Annotated in this window: 21 protein-coding genes and 1 pseudogene; 13 read left to right on the forward strand and 9 right to left on the reverse strand. The window is 70.1% G+C overall.

Going from position 1 to position 22,378, the window contains the following annotated elements:
• From OU415_RS15690 to OU415_RS15705, 4 genes are all read left to right on the forward strand, one after another.
• On the forward strand, positions 1-1,054 hold a 1,054-nt coding region (locus OU415_RS15690; protein WP_270949506.1), incomplete at its 5' end, for an MFS transporter.
• Between the two features lie 46 nt (positions 1,055-1,100).
• Positions 1,101-1,760, forward strand: coding sequence for a response regulator transcription factor (locus tag OU415_RS15695; RefSeq protein ID WP_270949507.1), 660 nt, complete (start codon positions 1,101-1,103; stop codon positions 1,758-1,760).
• A 4-nt stretch (positions 1,761-1,764) separates the two neighbouring features.
• The gene (locus OU415_RS15700; RefSeq protein ID WP_270949508.1) at positions 1,765-3,120 is read left to right on the forward strand and encodes a sensor histidine kinase; all 1,356 of its coding nucleotides are present in this window, start codon (positions 1,765-1,767) and stop codon (positions 3,118-3,120) included.
• Positions 3,120-4,028, forward strand: a complete 909-nt coding sequence (locus OU415_RS15705) for a TAXI family TRAP transporter solute-binding subunit (protein ID WP_408641854.1) — start codon at positions 3,120-3,122, stop codon at positions 4,026-4,028. Before OU415_RS15700 ends, OU415_RS15705 begins: the two co-directional genes overlap by 1 nt.
• A 135-nt stretch (positions 4,029-4,163) precedes the next feature.
• Here the strand turns inward: OU415_RS15705 and OU415_RS15710 are convergent, their stop codons facing one another.
• Positions 4,164-4,727, reverse strand: coding sequence for a DUF2017 domain-containing protein (locus OU415_RS15710; RefSeq protein ID WP_270949509.1), 564 nt, complete (start codon positions 4,725-4,727; stop codon positions 4,164-4,166).
• On the reverse strand, positions 4,728-5,021 hold the full coding sequence (gene clpS, locus OU415_RS15715) for an ATP-dependent Clp protease adapter ClpS (protein WP_270949510.1): 294 nt from the start codon (positions 5,019-5,021) through the stop codon (positions 4,728-4,730). It lies immediately after the preceding gene.
• Positions 5,022-5,166: 145 nt separating this feature from the next.
• On the opposite strand from clpS, the gene OU415_RS15720 reads away from it, so the two are divergent.
• From OU415_RS15720 to OU415_RS15760, 9 genes are all read left to right on the forward strand, one after another.
• On the forward strand, positions 5,167-6,462 hold the full coding sequence (locus tag OU415_RS15720) for a nicotinate phosphoribosyltransferase (protein ID WP_270949511.1): 1,296 nt from the start codon (positions 5,167-5,169) through the stop codon (positions 6,460-6,462).
• A gap of 39 nt (positions 6,463-6,501) precedes the next feature.
• Complete coding sequence (locus OU415_RS15725) at positions 6,502-7,071, forward strand: nicotinamidase (RefSeq protein WP_270949513.1); 570 nt, start codon at positions 6,502-6,504, stop codon at positions 7,069-7,071.
• Between the two features lie 167 nt (positions 7,072-7,238).
• Positions 7,239-7,622 carry a VOC family protein gene (locus tag OU415_RS15730; RefSeq protein ID WP_270949514.1) on the forward strand — a complete coding sequence of 128 codons (384 nt, stop codon included), beginning with the start codon at positions 7,239-7,241 and terminating at the stop codon, positions 7,620-7,622.
• A 56-nt stretch (positions 7,623-7,678) separates the two neighbouring features.
• Positions 7,679-9,844, forward strand: coding sequence for an ATP-dependent DNA helicase (locus tag OU415_RS15735; protein ID WP_408641855.1), 2,166 nt, complete (start codon positions 7,679-7,681; stop codon positions 9,842-9,844).
• A 281-nt stretch (positions 9,845-10,125) separates the two neighbouring features.
• A complete protein-coding gene (locus OU415_RS15740) occupies positions 10,126-10,710 on the forward strand; it encodes a biotin transporter BioY (protein WP_270949515.1) in 585 nt (194 codons plus the stop codon).
• Between the two features lie 2 nt (positions 10,711-10,712).
• Positions 10,713-12,059, forward strand: a complete 1,347-nt coding sequence (locus OU415_RS15745) for a class I adenylate-forming enzyme family protein (RefSeq protein ID WP_270949516.1) — start codon at positions 10,713-10,715, stop codon at positions 12,057-12,059.
• Entirely contained in the window at positions 12,056-13,177 is a 1,122-nt protein-coding gene (locus tag OU415_RS15750; RefSeq protein ID WP_270949517.1) for a thiolase family protein, read from the forward strand. Before OU415_RS15745 ends, OU415_RS15750 begins: the two co-directional genes overlap by 4 nt.
• The gene (locus OU415_RS15755) at positions 13,174-13,848 is read left to right on the forward strand and encodes an energy-coupling factor ABC transporter ATP-binding protein (protein ID WP_270949518.1); all 675 of its coding nucleotides are present in this window, start codon (positions 13,174-13,176) and stop codon (positions 13,846-13,848) included. Before OU415_RS15750 ends, OU415_RS15755 begins: the two co-directional genes overlap by 4 nt.
• Positions 13,845-14,450: an energy-coupling factor transporter transmembrane component T family protein gene (locus OU415_RS15760; RefSeq protein WP_270949519.1), complete on the forward strand. Its 606-nt coding sequence runs from the start codon at positions 13,845-13,847 to the stop codon at positions 14,448-14,450. Before OU415_RS15755 ends, OU415_RS15760 begins: the two co-directional genes overlap by 4 nt.
• 303 nt (positions 14,451-14,753) lie before the next feature.
• Here OU415_RS15760 and OU415_RS15765 read toward each other — a convergent pair whose 3' ends face one another.
• The 7 genes and pseudogenes from OU415_RS15765 to serB all read right to left on the reverse strand — a co-directional run bounded on the left by OU415_RS15765 (position 14,754) and on the right by serB (position 22,131).
• The gene (locus OU415_RS15765; protein ID WP_270949520.1) at positions 14,754-15,014 is read right to left on the reverse strand and encodes a hypothetical protein; all 261 of its coding nucleotides are present in this window, start codon (positions 15,012-15,014) and stop codon (positions 14,754-14,756) included.
• Entirely contained in the window at positions 15,011-15,673 is a 663-nt protein-coding gene (locus OU415_RS15770; protein ID WP_333777934.1) for an RHS repeat domain-containing protein, read from the reverse strand. The genes OU415_RS15765 and OU415_RS15770 overlap by 4 nt, the downstream gene beginning before the upstream one ends.
• Before the next feature lie 2,587 nt (positions 15,674-18,260).
• Positions 18,261-19,274: pseudogene (locus OU415_RS38360) on the reverse strand (putative T7SS-secreted protein); the annotation flags it as partial.
• On the reverse strand, positions 19,271-19,558 hold the full coding sequence (locus tag OU415_RS15780) for a hypothetical protein (protein ID WP_270949521.1): 288 nt from the start codon (positions 19,556-19,558) through the stop codon (positions 19,271-19,273). The pseudogene OU415_RS38360 and the gene OU415_RS15780, both read right to left, overlap by 4 nt.
• 73 nt (positions 19,559-19,631) lie before the next feature.
• Complete coding sequence (locus OU415_RS15785; RefSeq protein WP_270949522.1) at positions 19,632-20,030, reverse strand: SseB family protein; 399 nt, start codon at positions 20,028-20,030, stop codon at positions 19,632-19,634.
• A gap of 47 nt (positions 20,031-20,077) precedes the next feature.
• Complete coding sequence (locus OU415_RS15790; RefSeq protein ID WP_270949523.1) at positions 20,078-20,902, reverse strand: aminoacyl-tRNA hydrolase; 825 nt, start codon at positions 20,900-20,902, stop codon at positions 20,078-20,080.
• Positions 20,902-22,131, reverse strand: a complete 1,230-nt coding sequence (serB, locus tag OU415_RS15795; protein WP_270949524.1) for a phosphoserine phosphatase SerB — start codon at positions 22,129-22,131, stop codon at positions 20,902-20,904. The genes OU415_RS15790 and serB overlap by 1 nt, the downstream gene beginning before the upstream one ends.
• Positions 22,132-22,378: the final 247 nt, after the last annotated feature.

The raw sequence follows: 22,378 nt of genomic DNA on the forward strand, positions 1-22,378 counted from the left end.
CTACGCCGACCGGTTCGGCCGCCGCGCCGCGCTGACGCTGTCGGTGACGCTGATGGCGTGCGGTTCGCTGGTGATCGCGGCGACCCCCAGCTACGAGACGATCGGGCTCGGCGCGCCGCTGCTGCTGGTGCTGGCCCGACTGGTGCAGGGCATCTCCGTCGGCGGCGAGTACTCCACCTCCGCGACCTACCTCTCCGAGGTCGCCACCCCGGGCAAGCGCGGCTACTACTCCAGCTTCCAGTACGTGACGCTGGTCGCCGGCCAGCTCACCGCGCTGGGCGTGCAGATCCTGCTGCTGCTGGTGCTCACCAACGACCAGATGGAGTCGTGGGGCTGGCGGATCCCGTTCGTGATCGGTGCGATCGGCGCGATCATCGTGATGTGGCTGCGGCGCGGCATGGACGAGACCGAGAGCTACAAGAACTCCTCCGGCGGCGAGTCGCGCGGCACGATCAAGGCGCTGCTGCAGCACCCCAAGGAGTGCCTGCTGGTCGTCGGCCTCACCCTCGGCGGCACCGTGGCGTTCTACACGTACACGACCTACCTGCAGAAGTACATGGTCGCCACGGCCGGCATCAGCAAGCCGACCGCGGCCTGGATCAACTTCTTCGCGCTGCTGGTGTTCCTGTTCCTGCAGCCGCTGGCCGGCGCCCTGTCCGACCGCATCGGCCGCCGCTGGCTGCTGCTGACCTTCGGCATCGCGGGCACGGTGCTGACGGTGCCGATCATGACGCTGCTCGGCGGCACGCAGAACCCGTTCCTGGCCTTCGCGCTGATGCTGGGCGGGCTGGTGATCGTCACCGGCTACACCTCGATCAACGCGATCGTGAAGGCCGAGCTGTTCCCGACCAACATCCGCGCGCTCGGCGTCGGCCTGCCCTACGCGCTGACCGTGGCGATCTTCGGCGGCTCCTCGGAGTACGTCGCGCTGTGGCTGAAGCAGGCGGGCATGGAGAGCGCTTTCTTCTGGTACGTCTCCGGCTGCGTGCTGATCTCGCTGCTGGTCTACGTCCGGATGCGCGAGACCTCGAAGGACTCCCGCATCGAAGCATGATCCACCGGCTGGCCATACTCGCAGTCGGATCTGCTGGAGGTGGCCGGTGCGCGTGCTTCTCGTCGAGGACGACGACGGTGTCGCCGACGCACTCGTCGACGTCCTCGCCGCGCACGGGCACCGGCCCACCCGCGTCACCCGCGGCGCGGATGCGCTGACCAGGCACCGCGACCACGACCTGGTGCTGCTGGACCTGGGCCTGCCCGACGCCGACGGGCTCGACGTGCTGCGCAAGCTGCGCCGGATCGGGCCGGTCCCGGTGGTGGTGCTGACCGCGCGCGGCGAGGAGCGGATGGTCGTCCGCGGTTTGCGCTCCGGCGCGGACGACTACCTGGTCAAACCGGTTCGGATGGCGGAGCTGGTGGCGCGCATCGAGGCCGTGGCGCGGCGCGGGCGGCCGCTGGCGGCCGACGCCGAGGAGGTGCAGGTCGACGACGTGCAGGTGGACCTGCGCACCCGGCGGGTGCGGGTCGCCGGGCACGACGTGGAGCTGACGCCGAAGGAGTTCGACGTGCTGGCGGTGCTCGCCAGGGAGGCGGGCAGCGCGGTCAGCAGGCAGCGCTTGATGGACGAGGTGTGGGGCGATGCCTACCTGGCGGTTTCGCGGTCCCTGGACGTCCACATCGCGCAGCTGCGCGCGAAGCTCGGGCGCCCGGAGCTCCTGGTGACCATCCGCGGCTTCGGCTACCGGTTCGGGGAGAGCTGAGCCGGTGCGCAGGCGCTTGTTGCTGGTGCTGCTGGGGTTCTCGATCGTCGCGGTCGCCGGGTTCGCCGCTCCGCTGCTGCGCGCCACCGCCGCCGAGCGGACGCAGCAGCTCGTGCTGGCCCGCTCCGCCGATCTGGACCGGTTCGCCGCGCTCGCCGACCACGCCTTCAGCACCGGTGACCGCGCGCAGCTGATCGACGAGGCCACCCGCTACACCGAGCTCTACGGCGAACCGCTGGTCGTGGTCGACGCCGCACGCGCTCCGGTGGTCGAGACCGGCGGGTTGCACGCCGCCGACGTTGCCGATGCGACGGAGAAAGCGCTGCGCAACGAGCTCGCCGGGCCGGTGCCGTGGCTGCGGCCGTGGTCCAGGGGGGATCTGGTGCGCTACCGGCCGGTCGGCGACGGGACGCGCGTGACCGGAGCAGTCGTGGTGGAGGCGTCCGTGCAGCGCGCGACGGACGACATCGGCCGGAGCTGGGCGCTGATCGCCGCTGGTGCGCTCAGCGCGTTGCTGGTGTGCGGGTTGTTGGCATTGGTGCTGGCCAGGTGGGTCCTGCGGCCGTTGGCCGAGCTGCGCGCCGGGGTCCGGGCGGTCGGCGCAGGCTCGCGCCGGTCGCGGGTTCCGGTCGATGCCGGACCGCCGGAGCTGCGGGAGCTGGCGATGTCGTTCAACCGGATGTCGGAGGCGGTCGCCGACGCCGAGGAGCAGCAGCGGCGGCTGGTCGCCGACGCCTCGCACCAGCTGCGCAACCCGATGGCGGCGCTGCGGCTGCGGGTGGACTCGCTGGAGCGGCGGATCACCCCGGACGGCACCAAGACCTACCGGTCCGCGGTGGCGGAGGTCGACCGGCTGGAGTCGCTGCTGGACCGGCTGCTGGCGCTGGCCACCGCCGACCGCGAACCAGAACCGTCCACTTCGGACACCAGCGAGGTGGCGGCGGTCGCGGTGGACCGCGTCGAGGCGTGGCGGTCGGCCGCCGAAGCGGCGGGCGTCGCGCTGTCCGCGCCCCGCCTGGACGAAGCGCTCGTGGACGTCCCGCCGGACGAGTTGACGCAGGTCCTGGACGTGCTGCTGGACAACGCGATCAAGTACGCCGGGCGCGGCTCCTCGGTCGAGGTGCGCGCCGAGGGGTGCGCTCTGATCGTCCGCGACACCGGTCCCGGGCTGTCCGAGGCGGAGATCCCGCAGGCAGCGCGGCGGTTCTGGCGGGCCGACCGGCATCGCGGCAGCCGCGGCTCCGGGCTCGGCCTGGCCATCGTCGACCGGCTGGTCAGCGCCCGGGGCGGGGCGATGCGGCTGGAGAGCGTCGAGCCGCACGGGCTGTCGGTGCGGCTGGAACTTCCGGGGGACTGCTGATGCGCCGCCGCGACTTCCTCGCGATGGCGGGCGTTGGGCTGCTCACCGCGTGCACCAGCGGCACGCCCGCCCGCACGATCCGCATCGCCGCAGGTGAACCCGGCGGTTTCTACACCTCGTTCGCGCGACTGCTGGCGGCCGAGGTGTCGGCGGCGACGCCCGGGAACCGCATGGAGGTGCTGAACACGCAGGGCAGCGTGGGCAACGTCGAACTGCTCCGGGACGGCGGCACCGACCTCGGCATGGTGCTCGCGGGCACCGCCGCCGCAGTGCAGGCCGGCGAGCTCGGGCCACCGGTCGAGCTGCGCGCGCTGGGCAGGGTTTACGAGAACTACGCGCAGCTGGTGGTGCGCGCGGACAGCCCGGTGCGCGCGCTGGACGAACTGTCCGGGCGAACGGTCTCGATCGGCGCGCCGAAGTCCGGCACCGCGCTGTTCGGGCGGCGGCTGCTCGCCGCGCGACCAGGCGTCCGGACCACCGCGCTGCCGCTGGACGAAGCGATCGCGGCGTTGGAGAACGGCAGCATCGACGCGCTGCTGTGGTCCGGCGGGATCCCGACCCCGGCGCTGCGGGCGCTGGACGACCGGATCGGCATCCGGCTGCTGCCGCTGGAGCCGGAGATGGCCGGCTGCGGCCCATCCTGCGACCAGCTCCAAGTGCCGCCGGGCGCCTACCTCCGCGCGGCCGGCGTGCCCACGGTCGGCGTCGCCAACATCCTGGCGTGCACCCCGGAACTACCCGACGACGTGGCAGAAGCGGTGGTCCGAGTCCTGGTGCTGCGCGCGCCGTTCCTGGTCCCCCAGCCGACGGTCGGAACCCAGTTCCTCGACGTCGGCAACCTCATCGGCACCGGAAAGGTCCCCCTCCACCCAGGAGCCCAACGCGCCTACCGAGACCTCCACGGCTGAGCCCGGAGCGCTCCGCCCGATTCCGCAGTTTCAATTGAAACTGTGATCCGGCGTGCCTGGGATCTGCAGTTTCAATTGAAACTGTGGTCCACCATGTGGGATCGACTGCAGTTTCAATTGAAACTGCGGGACCGATCAGGTCATGAGGGCGGTGACGAGACTGTCCTGGACCCAGGTCAACCACTGGTAGACACCCAGGTGCTCACGGCGCAGGTCGTCCTCGGGGAGGTCCTCGGGCATGTCCTCGTCCACGTCCAGCGCGGTGCCCAGCGCCAGGCGGACGTCGTTGAGCGCCGTCAGCCAGCCGTCGGCCTGCTCACCGGTCAGCTTCACCCGGCCGCCGTCCGGCGGGCAGGTCTCCAGCACCAGCCGCGCCGCTCCGGTCTTGGCCTCCAGCAGGGACGGTTCGTGCAGCGAGCGCATCGCGCCGGCCGCATCCACCTGCTCCTCGTCGGTCTCACCGGTGATCGGGTCGCGGCGGTAGAAGTCCGGCAGCAGCCGCGCCAGCACCCGGTCCTCGGGCGCCGTCGTCGGGCCCGTGCGGATACCGGTCAGCTCGGCCAGCTCGTCGGCGGGAGCTTCCGCGGAGCGCGCGGTCAGCATGTCCTTGATCTGCCCGACCAGGCCCCGGATGACCGCGGCCTCCTGCTGCGACAGCTCGGCCTGCACGTTCCCGTTCTTGCGGGTCCAGCCTTCCACTCAGGAATCCTTCTGCATCGTCGCCCACAGGCCGGCGGCGTGCAGCTTCGCCACATCGCCCTCGACCTTCTCCTTGGACCCCGAGGACACCACCGCCTTGCCCTTGTGGTGCACGTCCAACATCAACTTCGTCGCGTGGTCCCGGGTGTAACCGAAGATCTTCTGCAGCACGTAGGTGACGTAGGACATGAGGTTGACCGGGTCGTTCCAGACCACGGTCACCCACGGCTTGTCCTCGGTGCCGAGCGCGTCCGCTTCGAGTTGCGCGCGCTCGATCTCAGCGGGCGAGGTCATACCCCTATCGTTGCACGCCCCCGTCACAACATTGTTTGTGGTTCTCGGGCCGGTTCGACCGGCGGCGCGAGCAGCGGGACCCCGGCTCCCGACCGGGTTCGGCCGATCTGCCGCGGTTGATCGGGGACCACGTAATCTCTGCTCCATGAGCACCAGCACTGCGCTGCTAACGGACCACTACGAGCTGACGATGCTCGACAGCGCGCTCCGCGATGGGACCGCGCACCGGCCGTGCACCTTCGAGGTGTTCACCCGGCGGCTGCCGAACGGGCGCCGGTACGGGGTCGCCGGCGGCATCGGCCGCGTGCTCGACGCGATCGAGAACTTCACCTTCGGCGAGGAGGAGCTGGCCCAGCTCGCCGAGCACGACGTGGTCGGCGAGTCGACCTTGGCGTGGTTGCGCGACTACCGGTTCCAGGGGCAGATCGACGGCTACCCGGAGGGCGAGCTGTTCTTCCCCGGGTCCCCGCTGCTGACCGTGCGCGGCACGTTCGCCGAGGCCGTGGTGCTGGAGACGCTGGTGCTGTCGATCCTCAACCACGACAGCGCGATCGCCGCGGCGGCGGCCCGGATGGTCTCGGCCGCCAACGGCCGGCGGATCATCGAGATGGGTTCGCGGCGCACCCACGAGGAGTCCGCGGTCTCCGCCGCCCGGATCGCCTACCTCGCCGGGTTCACCGGCACCTCGAACTTGGAGGCCGGGCGCCGCTACGGCATCCCCACCACGGGCACCGCGGCGCACGCCTTCACGCTGCTGCACGACTCCGAGCGCGAGGCCTTCGAATCGCAGGTCGCGTCGCTGGGCACCGGCACCACGCTGCTGGTGGACACCTACGACATCACCCGCGGCATCGAGCTGGCGGTCGAGGTCGCAGGCCCGGAGCTGGGCGCGGTCCGCATCGACTCCGGTGACGTCGGCGTGCTGGCCCGGCAGGCCCGCGAGCAGCTGGACGCGCTGGGTGCCTTGAACACCCGGATCGTCGTCTCCGGCGACCTCGACGAGTACGCGATCGCCGCGCTGCGCGCCGAACCGGTCGACGGCTACGGCGTCGGGACCTCGCTGGTCACCGGTTCCGGGGCGCCGACCGCGGAGATGGTCTACAAGCTGGTCGAGGTCGAGGGCCGACCGGTCGCCAAGCGCAGCTCGCACAAGGAGTCGCGCGGCGGGCGCAAGGCCGCGGTGCGCCGGTACAAGGAGACCGGTACCGCCGTGGAGGAGGTCGTGTTCCAGGTCGCGCCGGGGGCGTCCGAACCGGTGCTCGGGCCGCACGACCGGTTCCTGCAGATCCCGCTGATCCGCGACGGCAAGCGCGTCGCGGACCTGCCCACGCTGGAGGACAACCGCCAGCGGCTGCGGCACGCGCTGGTCACGCTGCCCTGGGAAGGTCTGACGCTCTCCAAGGGTGAACCGGCGATCCCGACCGTCTTCCACACCGCCTGACGACCGACCACAATGGGGACGCGACCCGAGGGAGCCGGGATGACCAAAGCGCTGATCATCGTGGACGTGCAGAACGACTTCTGCGAGGGCGGTGCACTCGCGGTGTCGGGCGGCGCCGAGGTGGCCGCGGCGATTTCGCAGTACCTCGCCGGGTTCGACCACGACCACGTGGTGGCGACCCGCGACTACCACATCGACCCGGGTGCGCACTTCAGCGACGAACCGGACTTCGTGCGCTCCTGGCCGCGGCACTGCGTCGCGGGCACGCCCGGCGCGGCGTTCCACCCGGCGCTGGACGTGGGCCCGGTGGAGGCGGTGTTCTCCAAGGGCCAGTACAGCGATGGCTACTCGGGCTTCGAGGGGATCGACCCGCGCGACCGGCCGCTGCACGACTGGCTGGCCGAGCGCGGTGTGCGCCGGGTCGACGTGGTGGGCATCGCCACCGACCACTGCGTCCGCGCAACGGCACTGGACGCGGTGCGCAACGGCCTGGACACCACGGTCCTGCTGGAGCTGACGGCCGGTGTGGCGCGCGAAACCGTCGACGCGGCCCTCACCGAACTCGACACCGCAGGCATCAACCTCATCGGCGAACCCGTCGTCCGATAGCAAAGTTTCAGCTGGTCAGGACCCGTGAGTACTTTGGGGTGCTATAGCAACCCAAAGTACTCACGGGTCCCCACCTGCGGAAATGGACGTGAGAGCGTCACTTCGGGAACGCTTCGCAGCGCGTAATTCGGTGGCTTTTCGGTGTGGGGGCCGGGAAGCTCGTGCGCATGGTTTCGGTGTTGCAGAACGTGGCCATCGACTGCGCGGACGCTTATGCGCTCGCGCGGTTCTGGAGCGAGGTGACCGGTCGTCCGGTGCACCCGGAGTCCGAGCCGGGCCATCCGGAGACCGAGGTGATGCTGGCGGAGGGGCCGGTGCTGCACTTCAACCAGGTGCCCGAGCCGAAGTCCGGCAAGAACCGGCTGCACCTGTGCCTGCGCCCCGAGACGTCGCGCGAGCAGGAGGTGGAGCGGCTGCTGGGCCTCGGCGCCACCCTCGTCTCCGACCTCCGGAATCCCGACGGCTCGGGTTGGGCGGTCCTCGCCGATCCCGAGGGCAACGAGTTCTGCGTCCTGCGCAGCGCCGCCGAACGAGCCGCGATGGAGTCCTGAGCGCCCACCCGGGGGCATCGGGGCTCTTCGACGGGGGTGGGCGGTAGTTTCTCCTCGTGCCCACCTCTGTCCCGCGATGGTCCGACCCGGTTGCGTTCGAGCCCGACGAAGACGACGTGCTCCCACCGGAGATCGCCGACGATCTCGCGAAGGCGGGCGGGCCCGGCCCGGCCGAACCGGCGCTGCCGCTGGCGGCGGCCAAGGCCAAGAAGGACATCCCGGACCTGCCGACGCTGCTGAACGTCGCGATCGAGGCGGTCGGCGGCGTCCCGCGCGAGGGCCAGGCCCGGATGGCCGAGGCCGTCGAGCACTCCATCACCTCCGGCGAGCACTTGGCCGTGCAGGCCGGGACCGGCACCGGCAAGTCGCTGGCCTACCTGGTCCCGGCGATCCGGCACGCCGTCGCCGAGGGCACCACGGTCGTCGTGTCCACCGCGACCATCGCGTTGCAGCGCCAGCTGGTCGACCGGGACCTGCCGCGCCTGTCCGGTGCGCTGGCCGATGCGCTGGGCCGCCGGCCGACGTTCGCGATCCTCAAGGGCCGCCGCAACTACTTGTGCCTGAACCGGATCCACGGCAACGCCCCGGAAGAGCCCGACGAGGGCGCGCTGTTCGATGCCTTCGCCGCCTCCGCGCTGGAGCGACAGGTCAAGCGCGTCCAGGAGTGGTCCACCGAAACCGAGACCGGCGACCGCGACGAGCTGGTGCCCGGCGTGACCGACCAGGCGTGGCGGCAGCTGTCGGTCACCGCCAAGGAGTGCCTCGGCGTGCACCGCTGCCCGGTCGGCGTCGACTGCTTCGCCGAACGGGCCCGCGCCGAGGCCGGGCGCGCGGACATCGTGGTGACCAACCACGCGCTGCTGGCCATCGACGCCCTCGACGACCGCCCGGTGCTGCCCGAGCACGACGTGGTGCTGGTCGACGAGGCTCACGACCTGGTGGACCGGGTGACCTCGGCGGCGACCGGCGAGCTGACCGCGACCTCGGTGCGGCTCGCGGCTCGGCGCTGCGGGCGGGCCATCGACGAGGAGACCGCCGACCGGCTCGAAGAGGCCTCCGAGGGCCTGGACCTGGTGCTCCAGGCGGCGAATCCCGGTCGGCTGGAACAACTCCCGGAGGACCTCGGCGGTGCCCTGACCGCGCTGCGCGATGCGGCGTGGGCGTGCATCAACGCGCTCGGCCCGGAGCGCAAGGAGGACACCGACGGCAGCACCGCGCGCAAGCTCGCGCACGCCATCACCGAAGAAGTCCACGACACGGCGGTCCGGCTGCTCGAAGCGTTCGAGGACGAGAAGCAGCACGAGGTCGTGTGGATCTCGGCAGATCCAAACCGCCCGACGACCATCCGCATCGCACCGATCGGCGTCGGCGGGCTCCTGCGCGAGCGGCTGTTCGGCCAGCGCACCACGGTCCTGACCTCGGCAACGCTGGCGCTCGGCGGCTCGTTCGACACGTTGGCCCGCCAGTGGGGCCTGCCGGGGCAGCAGCGGGCCCAGCAGGTCGACGGGATGGCCACCGCCAAGGAGGCCCCGTCGGATTCCGGCGCCCTGAAGTGGACCGGGCTGGACGTGGGTTCGCCGTTCGAGCACCAGCGCAGCGGCATCCTCTACATCGCCAAGCACCTGCCGCCGCCGGGCCGCGACGGCCTGCCGCCGGAGTACCTGGACGAGCTGACCGAGCTGGTGCAGGCCGCGGGCGGGCGCACGCTGGGCCTGTTCTCCTCGATGCGGGCGGCCAAGCAGGCCAGCGAGGAGCTGCGGCAGCGGCTGTCGACGCCGGTGCTGTGCCAGGGCGACGACACGACGGCGCTGCTGGTCCGCCAGTTCGCCGAGGACCCGGAGACCTCGCTGTTCGGCACCCTGTCGCTGTGGCAGGGCGTGGACGTGCCGGGCGATTCGCTGCAGCTGGTGATCATGGACCGGATCCCGTTCCCCCGCCCGGACGACCCGCTCGCGTCGGCGCGGCAGAAAGCGGTGTCCGAGCACGGCGGCAACGGGTTCCTCACCGTCGCCGGGACCCACGCGGCGCTCCTCCTCGCGCAGGGCGCGGGCCGCCTCCTCCGCGCGCCGAACGACCGCGGCGTGATCGCGGTCCTGGACCCGCGCCTGGCCACGGCCCGCTACGGCGGTTTCCTCCGCGCGTCCCTCCCCCCGTTCTGGACCACCCACAACCCCCAGATCGTCCGAGGCGCCCTCCAGCGCCTCACCGGCACCGCGACCTGACCACCTCCGTCGCCCGGGTGACGGAGCTCGCCTCCGGCGTTCGGTGGTTTTGTCGGTGATCGACAACTCGGCGTTGGGCTTTCTGTTTTCGCGGGGTCGCCGGGTAGGTTGGGTCCGTCGTGCCGATCGGGCCGCGCCTGAGCTGCCCAAATCGGGGATAACACCTGGTCACAGCGCCGCAGACGGATGCGGATCCGGGGTGGCCGCGGCTCGCGCCGAGGCCCCGGTCCGACGTCGACGCCGACCGGTGGACGTTGTCGATCAACTGCTAGGGAGCCGTCGTGTCCGCACCGCGCCAAGCCGCGCCCGCCGCGAACCTGGCCAGGACTGTGGTCTTCGCCGCGTTCATCGCCGTCCTCGGCATCTTCCCGGGCTTCTACCTCGGCGGCGCCGCGGTGCCGATCGTGCTGCAGAACATGGGCCCGCTCCTGGCCGGCAGCATCCTCGGCGCCCGCCGCGGCGGCGCATCGGTGCTGCTGTTCCTGGCGCTGGTCGCGATCGGCCTGCCGCTGCTGTCGGGCGGTCGCGGAGGCATCGCCCCGTTCATCGGCCCGAGCGGCGGTTTCGTGCTCGGCTGGATCCTGTCGGCGGTGGTCGTCGGCCTGATCGTTCAGCGCTCGCCGAAGCCGGGCCTGCTGGTGCTGCTCACGGCCAACGTCGCCGGTGTCGCCGCGGACTACCTGATCGGCATCCCGTACTGGGGCCTGATGATCGGCGACCTGGGCGCCGCCGCGACGCAGTCCCTGGTGTTCGTCCCGGGTGACGCGGTCAAGCTCGTCGCCGTCTCGCTGGTCGCCGTCGCGGTCCACCGCGCCGTCCCGGCGGCGCTCACCGGCGCTGCGCGCCGCTCGCCCGCCGAGGGCTGACCGTGCTCCCGATCCTCGGCCGCTCCCCCGCTTCGCGGGTCGCGCACTCCGGCGCCGCGCTCGACGCGCCGGAGCTGCTCGCCCGGGCTCGCAGCGCTGCGCGGCTGCTGCGCCCGGGCTCGCGCGTCGCGCTCGACGGCGGGGACGCGCTGACGCGCTTGATCCACTTCCTCGGCGCGGACCTCGCGGGCTGCGCCACGCTCGTCCTCGAGCCGACGTGGACAGAACGCGACCGCTCCGCCGTCCTCGCCGACGCCGCCGTGGACGTGGTCCTGGACCTGGGTGAACGGCCTGTTCACCTCACCGACCGGAACGAACGGACCGTTCGCTCCGTCCCCACTGGCGACGAGGCGACGCAGTTCTACCTGCCGACGACGTCGGGGAGCAGCGGTCGCCCGAAGGTGATGGTGCGGTCGCGGCGCTCCTGGTTGAGGAGTTTCGACGCGCTGGACCTGGGCTTGGAGCAGCACGACCAGGTCCTGATCCCGGGTCCGCTGAGCTCCTCGCTGTTCCTCTTCGGCGCCCTGCACTCCCTGCACGCGGGCGCCGACGTGCACCTGCTCGACAAGTGGTCCGCCCAGGACGCTGTCGACGCGGCCAGGCGCAGCACCGTCGTCCACCTCGTGCCCGCGATGCTCAGCGCGCTCGTGTCCACTTTGGAGCGGGACGCGGTGTTCCGGTCCGAATGCGCGCTGCGGCTGGTGGTCTGCGGCGGCGCCCGGGTGGACCAGGAGCTCGAGGAACGGCTGGCCAAGGTCCTGCCGGGTTGCGAGCTCGTCGAGTACTACGGGTCCGCCGAGCATTCGCTGATCGCGGTGCGGCGCGGCGGCCGCCTGCGTCCCGTCGTCGACGTCGAGGTGCGCGACACCGAGCTCCGCGTCCGCTCCGAGCTCACCTTCGACGGCTACCTGAGCAACGGCGTCGTCATCCCGCCGAGCACCGACGACGGCTGGTCCACCGTGGGCGATCGGGCGATCCTCCACGACGACGGGTCGCTCGAGGTCCTCGGTCGGGCCAGTGCGGTGATCAACACCGGAGCGCGGTTGGTCGGCGCCGAGGAGGTCGAGTCCGTGCTGCGCGGCGCGGACGGCGTGAAGGACGTCCTGGTCGCGGCCACCCCGCATCCCCGCTTCGGCGAGCTGGTGACCGCGGTGGTGGAGGTCGATCCGGCCGATCCCCCGTCGCGGCGCGACCTGCGCGCCAGGGCTCGGCATGCGCTGGAGCCCGCCAAACGACCCCGGCGCTGGTTGGCGATCGGCGAGCTGCCGCGGACCGCGTCCGGCAAACCGGCGCGCGCCCTGGTCGCGGAGCAGCTGCGCGATGGAACGCTCGCTGCGGAGGCGTTGTGAACCGAACTCCTGTGGTGATCGCGGCGAGGCGGACGCCGATCGGCGAGGCCGGGGGCGTTCTGCGCCACCTGCCGGTCGACCGGCTCGCGGCCCCGGTGCTGCGCGCCGCGCTGGACGACGCCGGTGTGACCACTGTGGACGATGTGCTCCTCGGCAACGTCCTCGGCCCCGGCGGAAATCCCGCTCGGGTGGCGGCGCTGCGGGCCGGGCTCGGGGAGTCCACGCCCGGCATGACCGTCGACCGGCAGTGCGCGAGCGGGCTCAGCGCGATCACCACCGCAGCCGCCCTGATCAGCGCCGGTGCCGGCGACTGGTTCCTCGCAGGTGGGGCGGAAAGCCCGTCGACCGCGCCGTGGCGCGCGTGGCGCCCGCGTTCGGCGACCGAGCCGCCCCGCTTCTACCAGCGCGCGCCGTTCGCGCCGGCCGAGATCGGCGATCCGGACATGGGCCCGGCAGCCGACCTGGTCGCGGCCGAGGCCGGGATCTCCCGGGAACGCCAGGACGCGTTCGCCGCCCGCAGCCACGCGCGTGCCGTCGCCGCGCGCGAAGCCGGCCGGTTCGACGCCGAATTGGTGCAGCTCAACGGGGTCACGACCGACGAACGGCCGCGCGCAGGCTTCACCGCCGAACGGCTCGCCCGGTTCCGGCCCGCGTTCACCCCGGACGGCACCGCGACGGCGGCGAACTCCTGCGGCATCAACGACGGCGCGGCAGCCGTGCTGATCACCACCGAGGAGCAGCGGCGCCGGCTCGGCGTGCCCGGCCTGCGACTGGTGGGCTCGCGGAACTCCGGGGTCGACCCGAACCGGCTCGGCCTCGGCGCGGCGCCCGCGATGCGGGAACTGCTGGCGGAACGCACCCCGGAAGTGGTCGAGTTCAACGAGGCCTTCGCCGGGCAGGCGCTGGCCTGCCTGGACGCCGCGGGGATCGACGAGCAGCTGGTCAGCCCGGACGGCGGCGCCATCGCGCTCGGCCACCCGTGGGGTGCGTCCGGCGCGGTGCTGGTGGTGCGGCTGTTCAGCCGGATGGTGCGCGCCGACGGGCCGCGCACCGGTCTGGCCGCGCTCTCGTCCGGCGGCGGGCTGGGAGTGGCGACGATGTGGGAGCGAGTGGGTTGATCGAGTTCGAGGGCGTCGGGCACAGCTACGACGAGCGCACCGTGCTGGACGGCGTGGACCTGCGGTTGGGCGAGCAGCGCGTCGCGTTCGTGGGGGCGAACGGGTCCGGCAAGTCCACGCTGGCCCGGATGATCAACGGTCTGGTGCACCCGTCGCGGGGCCGGGTGCTGGTCGACGGCGTCGACCCGGTGCGCAACGGCCGCGCGGTGCGGCGCCGCGTCGGCTTCGTCTTCACCCACCCGGACAGCCAGATCGTGATGCCCACGGCCGGTGAGGACGTCGCGTTCTCGCTGCGCAAGCAGGGCCTGTCCAAGGCCGAACGGCAGGACCGGGCCGCCGAAGTGCTGGCCCAGCACGGCTTGGCGGGTTACGCCGAGCACCCGGCGCACCAGCTCTCCGGCGGGCAGAAGCAGCTGCTGGCGCTGTGCTCGATGCTGGTGCTGGACCCGGACGTGCTGGTCTGCGACGAACCGACCACCCTGCTCGACCTGCGCAACAAGCGGCACTTCGCCGAGGTCCTCGCCGGGTTGCGCCAGCAGGTCGTGCTGGTCACCCACGACCTGGACCTGCTGGACGACTTCGACCGCGTGGTGGTGCTGGAGTCCGGCAAGGTCGTCGCCGACGACGAACCCGGCCCGGCCGTCCGGTACTACCGGGAGCTGGTCGGATGAACCCGCTGGGCCTGTACGAACCGGGCACCAGCCCGGTGCACCGGGCCGCGGCGGGCTGGAAGTTCCTGGCGCTGCTGGTGTTCGCGGTGGTGATCTTCGTCCTGAGCTCACCGCTCGCGCTGACCGGCTGCGCGCTGGCGGTGGCCCTGCTCTACGCCGTCGCGCGGATCCCGGCACGCCGGTGCTGGCAGATCTCCCGACTGCTGATCCCGCTGCTGGTGATCGTGTTCCTGCTCCAGTGGTGGATGCTCGGCTTCGACAACGCGGCGGTGGTCTGCCTCCGCCTGCTGGCGGCCCTCGCCATGGCGAACCTGTTCACCCTGACCACCCGCGTCGACGACCTGGTCACCGCGATCGAACGCGGCCTGGGCCCGACCCGCCGCCTCGGCGTCCGCCCGGAACGCATCGGCCTCCTCGTCGGCCTGACCCTGCAAGCGGTCGCGGCCCTGTCGACCATCGCAACCCAGGTCCGCGAAGCCCAACGAGCCCGAAGCGCCGACCGCTCCATCTCGGCCTTCGCGGTCCCGTTCCTGGTCAGAACCCTCCGCCACGCCGACGACCTCGGCGAAGCCCTGGCAGCCCGGGGCGTAGGCGACGACTGACCGCCCCTGCCCGCGGAAATCCGGGACTTTAGCCCCTGGTGCGAACACCCCCGCCCTGGGCACATTGATGGGTACCGGGGAAACCCGGTCGACCGGCCCGAGGATGCAGTGGCCTTGACGACCGATCAGGCCGCCAAAAGACCTAGTGATCGAAAGATCACGAAACATTCTCGGGCTCGGCCCATGTCTGGACCCGTTTCGCAGCCCTCCCAACCAGGCCCTCCGCACCCCAGAACCGCAGTTTCAATTGAAACTGCGATCCGCCGCACCTGGGATCTACAGTTTCAAATACTCCCTGCTAGTTCAGCCGGAGTTCATGCCAGAAGGCACCCCGAAACGCTTTCGCGCATAGTAGACAGCATCTTCCACGACAGCCAGGGAAAGCTCTCGAAATACAATGATGCGCAGGTCTGGCGATCCGTAATCGCCCACTTGTGTTATTGCTATTTCAAGAACACGAGAAACATCATCCGCTTTCCTGAACTCCAGAGTCTCCGCATCGGCTGCCACATCAGAAGCGGAAACAACGTCATAATTATTTCCAGCGAGCCACACCTGAGTCATGCCACGAAACCTACGAATTCTCCCGCTTTGGTGAACCGAAGACCGACCCCCTGACCGCCATCGAGCCTAAATGATATCAACTCCTCATACTTTCCAGCAACTCTCCCGTACTCCTCCTGGACGACAGTGGACGGATTCGCCATCACGTCTTCCACAAACCGATTAGCTGCCTCGTTGTAACCAGCCGGATCACCTTTACTCGGACGGTACTCTTCAAATAAATACGCTTCACCAGGACGCCCGAGCTTCTTTTGTAGCGCCCTACCAGCGACCGTGTACTCACCGCCCTTATGCAGTTCGTTAGCGCTTTGAATAAAACGGTCATAGCACGGGTTCAAGCCCAGCGGGTCATACCAACTAATCGGATTGTCAACGTATTTTTGGGGTGCATACCCTCCTTCCATCCCAATTGGGTCACTACTCGAATACCCCGCAATAGCCGGGTCGTAGTGGCGGTGGAAGTTGTAGTTGAAGCCGGTTTCTGGGTCGTGGTATTGGCCGGGGAAGCGAAGTGGGGTGTAGGCGCCCGCGCGGGGTTGGTCGGTGGTTACGCCCCAGAGGGTTGTGCGTTGGTGCCAGGCGACGGCGCCTTGGTCGTTGACCAGTTCTGTTGGGGTGCCGACGAGGTCGGTGACGATTGAGTGGAACTGTTCGTCGATCCACTGTTGGGGGGGCGTTGCGGAGGGCTGAGCGCTCCGTTTGGGTTACCGGGCGGAAGGTGCCGGGTTCGTAGTTCCAGACGGTTACTCGGGCGTCGGTGAAGTTGGGGCCGTTGGGTAAGCCGTCGGTGTGGGCTTGTTCCGCCAGGACCGTGCCGTCCCAGATGAACTCGATCTGCTCGAGGACCCGGGAGCCGTCGGGGGTGAGGCGTTGTTTGGCGACTCGGCGACCTAGGGGGTCGTAGCGGTATCGCCAGCGGGCACCGTCCGGGGTGAGGACTTCGACCAGGCGGTCGTCGGCGTCCCAGAAGTAGCGCCAGGTGTCCGGCTTGCGGGACAGGCGTTTTCGCTGGCGGAGCACCACCCGGCCTTGGGCGTCGTGTTCGTAGCGGACCTTGCCCGCTCGGCGGATCAGGGTGCCGCTGTACTCGCGATCGCCGAGCTCCTCGCCATCGTTGGTGGGCCAGGACGCGTGGGCCAGGTTTCCCGCTGCGTCGTAGGCGTAGCGCTCCGTCCAGCCAGGCCCGGTGACCGCAGTGACGCGGCCGACGCGGTCGAGGTCGAACGTGCGCGGGCCGGTGAGCTTGTCGTCCAGCCCGGTCAGGAAGCCGTCGGCGCGGTATGTGTACGAACGCTGCTGGATCTGCTGGCCGGTCGCGCCGGTGAGGGTTTGCGAGAGCAGCTGGTGGTTGGCGTTCCAGGCCTGGGCCAGGACGACGTCGGGCCCCAGGTCTCGCTGGATCTCATGGCCTGCGCGGTCGTAGCCGAAGCGCAGGGTCCGGCCGGCGGTGTGCAGCGCGGTCGGCCGACCGTTCGGGTCGTACTCCCACACGCTCTCCGCACCCGACGGTGTACGGCGACGGATCCTGCGGCCCAGCGGGTCGTACACCGAGGCCACGGTGCGGCCGTTGATCGTTTCGGCCAGCACGCGCCCAGCTGGATCGCGGTCGAAGCTGACCTGGGTATCGCCGTCCATCGCTTCGACCAGTCGGCCCAGCGGGTCGTAGCTGAAGGTCGACGTCACCGAGCCGTTGCGGCGTTCGATCACGCTGCCCAGCACGTCGCGGGTGAACGAAGTGACCTCGCCTGCTCCGTTGGTGCGTTCGATCAGCTGGCCCGCCGCGTCGTGCCGGTAAGTGACCGCACGACCGTTGAAGTCGATCTCCCGCGCCAGGTTGCCCACGACGTCGTAGTCGTAGCGCCACACCAAACCCTGCTCATTGGTGACGCTGACCAGCCGCAACTCGGTGTCGTAGCCGAACTGCAGGCGCGTCCCGTCCGGCCGGATCTCCTCCGACGGCAGATCGAAGTGCGTGACCTCCGTGCGGGTCTCCTGCCCCAGCGCGTCGACGAAGGTTCGGAGATTGCCTTCCCCGTCGTACCGCCAGCGCTCGGTCGCCCCGTCCGGCAAGGTTCGCCACGCCGGTTTGCCGTCCACGGTCCAGCCGAACCGCGTGGTGCCACCCAGCGGATCCACCACCTCCGCGACGCGGCCGAATCCGTCCCGCACATAACGCGTGATGTTTCCCAGCGGATCGGTCAGGACGACCGGTAAGCCCGCCGCGTCGGTCTCGACCCGACGCACGTTGCCCAGCGCATCGGTGAAGTTCACCAGATGACCGCGCTTGTCATAGGAATAGCTGGTGACGGCACCGAGCGGATCGACCGCCCTGACGATGTTCCCGCGCCTGTCGTACTCGCGGCGCGACACCGAGCCGTCCGGAGCGACGATCGCAGTGGGAAGTCGAAGGTCGTTGTACTCGAACCGGGCCTGGCTGCCATCCGGACGCGAGATCGCGACCGGGTTGCCGCCGTCGTCGTACTCGTAGCGGACCGTGCGCCCGAGCTGGTCGGTCCGGGAGAGCAAGCGGTCGCGCTCATCCCATTCGCACCGGATTTCGCCGCCCAGCGCATCGACCTCGCGGACCGTCTGACCGTATTCGTTGAGGTGGTAGGTGGTGCGGGCGCCTTGCGAGTTGGTCCAGTGAGTGATCCGGTCGTCGTACTCCAGCGTGCCGCTCAGGAAGTCGCCCGAGCCCTCCACCTCCACGACCCGACCACGGCTGTCGTAGGTGTAGCGGTACCACTTGTCGTTGCGGTCGGTCCAACTCGTGATCCGCCCAGCCTCGTCATACGTGAACTTCAGCGGCAGACCGGAAGCGTTGACCACCTCCGTGAGCCGCCGGTCCTGGTAGCCGTAGCGCATCAGCAGCACGTCGTCGCCGTTGTCCGCCTCGCGGAGGAACAACGCGGTCACCAGGCCGTTTTCGGACTCCACGCGGATGCGGTAGCCGCCGGAATGACGCACCTCGACCGGTGTTCGATCGGCATCGCGCTCGAAGTCGATGCGGTGACCGCTGCGATCCGTGATCGCGATCAACGGCAGGATTTCGCCTGCGGAACCGAAGTGCAGCGTTCTGCCCTGCGCCGCGTCGGTGATCGTGTAACTGCCGTCCTCGGATCGCGCCAAGCTCCGCTGCGGTCCAGTCACCGCGACGACGGACGAGCCGGGCGCAGGCTGCGGGAAGAGGGACAGCGTGCCGTCGTCGGCGACGAAGCACACGTCGGTCTCGTCCACCTCCAGCCGCTGGTCCAACGTCGAAGTCCACGTTGGGCCGAAGTGCTGTCCGGCCCGGAAGGATGAGAGGTGCAGTCGCTTCAGCACCAGGGGGAGCACGCCCGGGAGTTCGACATCCGTTTGTGCGAGCACCATGCTGCCCGTGGCGACATCGATCGGGTCACCGGTCGTCTTCTTCTCGGCAACAGGAACCCGGTGTTCGGGGGCGTCTGGAAGCTTCCTGAGCGTCTTGAGGACCTTGCCGACCCCACCGGTGACGAGTCCCCCCAAGAACTCACCGGTGAGCCTTCCCAGCCCGACCTCACCGCGCCCGTTGACGAAATCGTCCCAGGAGACGATCTCCTTGAACGCTTCGACGGGATGGGTAGCGGCGTAGTACATCGCCTTCACCGTCCCCAGCGGGTCGGTGAACGCGTCGTAGAACGCCGTGAACGTGCCGGCGAAACCCTCCCAGAGCGCACCGTAGAAGTTCGAATCGATCTGCGCCTGCGAATCCTGAGGCGCTACGGCTGCTTCTTCCCGCAGCGCGAAAGCAGCGCTGTCGCCCGCTGCGATCAGCTCCTGCCGAGCCAGCCGCAGCATGTCCTGAGCGGCTTGCCGGCTCTCCCCACCAGGATCGACGAATGGTGCGATCTCACCACCTTGCGCGTCGGCGACAGCTCGCTCGTAGTCCAGCTTCGCCTGCTCGGTGGCAGCCTCCCCTTCCGCCCACAACCGAGCGGCCTCAGCGGCCTCGCCCTGAGCCCACCGCAGCACGCGCGCGTACTCCTCGAGTGCGGCAGCCCCGGCTTCCAGCGAATCCCCACCATCGAACCAGCGCGGGACATCCGTCTCGTGCTGCTCGTGCCAGAGGTCTGCGGCTTCACCGCTCCACCCGCCGGCATCGATTCGTTTCAGCGCTTCACCGGTCTCGGACGCCTTGACCGCTCGCTCCCGGATGAACCGAGCGTTCGACTCGATCACGTCCGGGTCTCCGGGCACGAGCAGCGTCGGCTCCGTGGCCTCCCCCAGTTCGAAAGTCATCGAGACATCCCCGGGATCGTCGGGCCCGGCTGCACCACATCGATCCCCGGATCGACCGAAAGCGCGTCCGCACCGGCCTGATCTGCTTCGCGGTACGCCTTGGCGGTCTCACCGAGCGAGTAGCTCATGCGGGTGGCCCGATCGCACAACGCGTCCAGGCCGACCGACCACCGGTCGCAGAACTCCGTCAAGGCCGACAGCAGATCGGCGTGCCCGTACGACTCGCTAGCGCCGGGCAACTCGCTCAACTCCGAGTTGTCCTGCCCGGCGACGAGTTCGTCCATGTTCCTCGACGCCGTTTCCAGCAACTCGATTTCGACGTGGAATCCATTGCCGTCCAAGCTCAACCCCCACCGTTCATGCCTTGCGAGCAGCCGCTTGGCGTGCTGGCGCCGTGCGCTTCCACTCCCGCTCGAGCGCGAAGAAGTCGTCCACCCTCGCCACCAGCGGGAGTCGGTGGTCATCCTCGGGATCGACCATCACGCCCACGCCGGCCGGCACCAACTCCAGGAAGACCGCGCCCGGCATCGACATGTAGTCGCATTCACCTGCGTAGGCGGCGAGTCGCTCCGGGCTGGAGAACACCACCGTCCACCGGCCCCAGCTCTCGGCGTCCGTGACGAACACACCGGGTTTCTCCGGTCGCTGGGCATAAACGACCGCTTTCGCGAACGCCGCGTAGAACGCTTTGATCGGACGTTTATCCGCGCATACGGCTTGGGCCAAGGCGGCTAACTCTGATTCCCCCACGGACACGCCGGGGACATTACCCAGGCATGGGGCGAACTGTCAGGAAGTCGGTGTCATCGCCACTGGGCCAGGACGGTGACCGTGCCCGGGTCCACTTCGGTGAAGCCGGCGTCTCGGACCATGCCCACTCGCGCTTCTCGCCAGGCCTTTTCCGGGTTGTCTCCGGGGTGGAGGTTGGACCAGGTTTCGGCGTCGGCTTGGCGGACCGAGCAGCGGAAGGCGTTCGCCGCCCAGCTCTCCAGCTCCGCGTGCATGCCTTCGCCGTGCAGGAGGGACGCCAGGATCATCGTCGCGTGGCCGACCTGCGCCGCCGACTTGCCCGCGCTCATCGGGACGTCCGGGTTCAGCCACAGCACCGGTGCGTTCGGCAGGGGCGGGCCCGGTTCGTCGGAGTCCAGTTCGCTGCCGGAGATCTGCAGGCGGCTGAGCTCCTTCGGCATGTCCGCGACCCGCATCGGCAGGAAGGCGCGGACCTCGGCGTTGCCGACCTTGAAGGTGCGGCCGGGCAGCGACTGCACCGCCTCCCAGTGCGCGCCGCGGGCTCGCCGCGACACCTTCCGGATCCGTCCGGCGATCCAGGTGCTCATGGCCTCGTGCCACTCACCGCCCGGTTTGCAGCGCTCGTCCAGGCACACCGCCAGCGCCGCCGCGGCCGCCGCTTCCAGCAGCGCGGTGCGGTCCGGCGGGTCGCGGCGCTCGATCCGCAGGACCATCGGCATCAGCACGACGTTCTCCGGATCCTCGTCCGAGGTGTCCGCCGTGGCCGCGCCCGGCAGGGCCAGCCAGGACGCGTAGCGGGTGATCAGCGGATCGAGCACGGCGGTGTCCAGCACACCTCGATCAGCCGTTTCCGGAGCACCGTTATTCCCCGGCTGCATCACGCCTCCAGCGGCACCCGGCGCAGCACCCCGTCCTCGGCGTCGGCCGACTCGATCTCGGCGCGGGTGACGCCCAGCACGAACAGCACGGCGTCCAGGAACGGGTGCGACAGCGCCGTGTCGGCGACCTCGCGCAGCGCGGGCTTGGCGTTGAACGCCACGCCCAGACCGGCCGCCGAGAGCATGTCGATGTCGTTGGCACCGTCGCCGACGGCCACGCACTGCGCGGCCGGGACGCCGAAGGACTCGGCGAAGCGGCGCAGCGCCTTGGCCTTGCCCGGCCGGTCCACGATCTCGCCGATCACGCGGCCGGTCAGCTTGCCGTCCACGACCTCCAGCTCGTTGGCGGCGCTGAAGTCCAGTCCGAGCTCGTCCACCAGCTGGTCGATGATCTGGGTGAACCCGCCCGACACCACACCGGTGTGGAAGCCCAGCCGCCGCAGGGTGCGGATCGTGGTGCGCGCGCCCGCGGTGAGCTCCAGCTCCGCGGCGACGTCGTCCAGCACCGTCGCCGGCAGGCCCTCCAGCACGGCGACCCGCTGCCGCAGCGATTCGGAGAAGTCCAGCTCGCCGCGCATGGCCCGCTCGGTGACCTCGCGGACCTGGTCCTCGCAGCCGGCGCGCGCGGCCAGCATCTCGATGACCTCGCCCTGGATGAGCGTGGAGTCCACGTCGAAGACCACCAGCCGCTTGGCCCGCCGGGACAGCCCGGTCCGCTCCACCGCCAGGTCGACCCCGGCGCGCGCGGCGATGTCGGCCATCGCCTGCGTCAGCGCCGTGTCGTCGTCCGATTCCGGTGCGCTGACCTGCAGCTCGATCCCGGTCACCGGGTAGTCGGCGACGCGCCGGATGGAGTCGATGTTGACCCCGATCTCGGCCAGGCCGCGGGACACCTCGCTGAAGTTGCGCGCGGTCACCGGCTGCCCGAGCACCACCACGACGTGGCTGGAGGCGAGCTTGCTGGCGTCGCCGTCCTCGGCGCCGATCGCCACGTCGACGGTCATGCCGACGGTGGCCATCGCCTGCTCCACCGCCTCCTGCAGCTGCTCCGGGTCGTGCTCGGTGGACACCAGGACGCCGAGCACCAGACGACCTCGGATCACCACCTGCTCGACGTCGACGATGTCCACGCCGTGCCGGGTCAGCGCGGCGAACAGCACGGAGGTGACGCCGGGCTTGTCCTTCCCGGTCACGGTGATCAGCACGGTGGTCGCATTCGCGGCACTCACGGCAGCGGTTCTTCCTCTCTGAATGCCTGTCTTCGATCCTGGCTTTGATCTTTGTCTGTGAAGCGGCGCAGCCGCTTAGCCCACCTACGGCACTTGCACCGCCGCGGGTTCTCAGCGTTCGCCTGGCGAGGACAGCCCTGACGCCGTGTATTGGTCATACATAAGTCTGGGCTCCCGCAGTCCAGGCGGGCGCTGAGGTTCCGCTACCTGCACCGCCACGCAAAACGAGTTCTTCAGCCAGGTTCTT

This window comes from Saccharopolyspora oryzae (assembly GCF_027853915.1).
GTDB lineage: Bacteria > Actinomycetota > Actinomycetes > Mycobacteriales > Pseudonocardiaceae > Saccharopolyspora > Saccharopolyspora oryzae.

What these genes read in the sequence shown, in the direction of transcription:
- OU415_RS15705 (WP_408641854.1), top strand. Translation starts at nt 3,120, where the DNA reads ATGCGCCGCCGCGACTTCCTCGCGATGGCGGGCGTTGGGCTGCTCACC.
- clpS (WP_270949510.1), bottom strand. Translation starts at nt 5,021, where the DNA reads ATGACCTCGCCCGCTGAGATCGAGCGCGCGCAACTCGAAGCGGACGCG.
- OU415_RS15720 (WP_270949511.1), top strand. Translation starts at nt 5,167, where the DNA reads ATGAGCACCAGCACTGCGCTGCTAACGGACCACTACGAGCTGACGATG.
- OU415_RS15725 (WP_270949513.1), top strand. Translation starts at nt 6,502, where the DNA reads ATGACCAAAGCGCTGATCATCGTGGACGTGCAGAACGACTTCTGCGAG.
- OU415_RS15730 (WP_270949514.1), top strand. Translation starts at nt 7,239, where the DNA reads ATGGTTTCGGTGTTGCAGAACGTGGCCATCGACTGCGCGGACGCTTAT.
- OU415_RS15760 (WP_270949519.1), top strand. Translation starts at nt 13,845, where the DNA reads ATGAACCCGCTGGGCCTGTACGAACCGGGCACCAGCCCGGTGCACCGG.
- OU415_RS15765 (WP_270949520.1), bottom strand. Translation starts at nt 15,014, where the DNA reads ATGACTCAGGTGTGGCTCGCTGGAAATAATTATGACGTTGTTTCCGCT.
- OU415_RS15780 (WP_270949521.1), bottom strand. Translation starts at nt 19,558, where the DNA reads ATGGACGAACTCGTCGCCGGGCAGGACAACTCGGAGTTGAGCGAGTTG.
- OU415_RS15790 (WP_270949523.1), bottom strand. Translation starts at nt 20,902, where the DNA reads ATGCAGCCGGGGAATAACGGTGCTCCGGAAACGGCTGATCGAGGTGTG.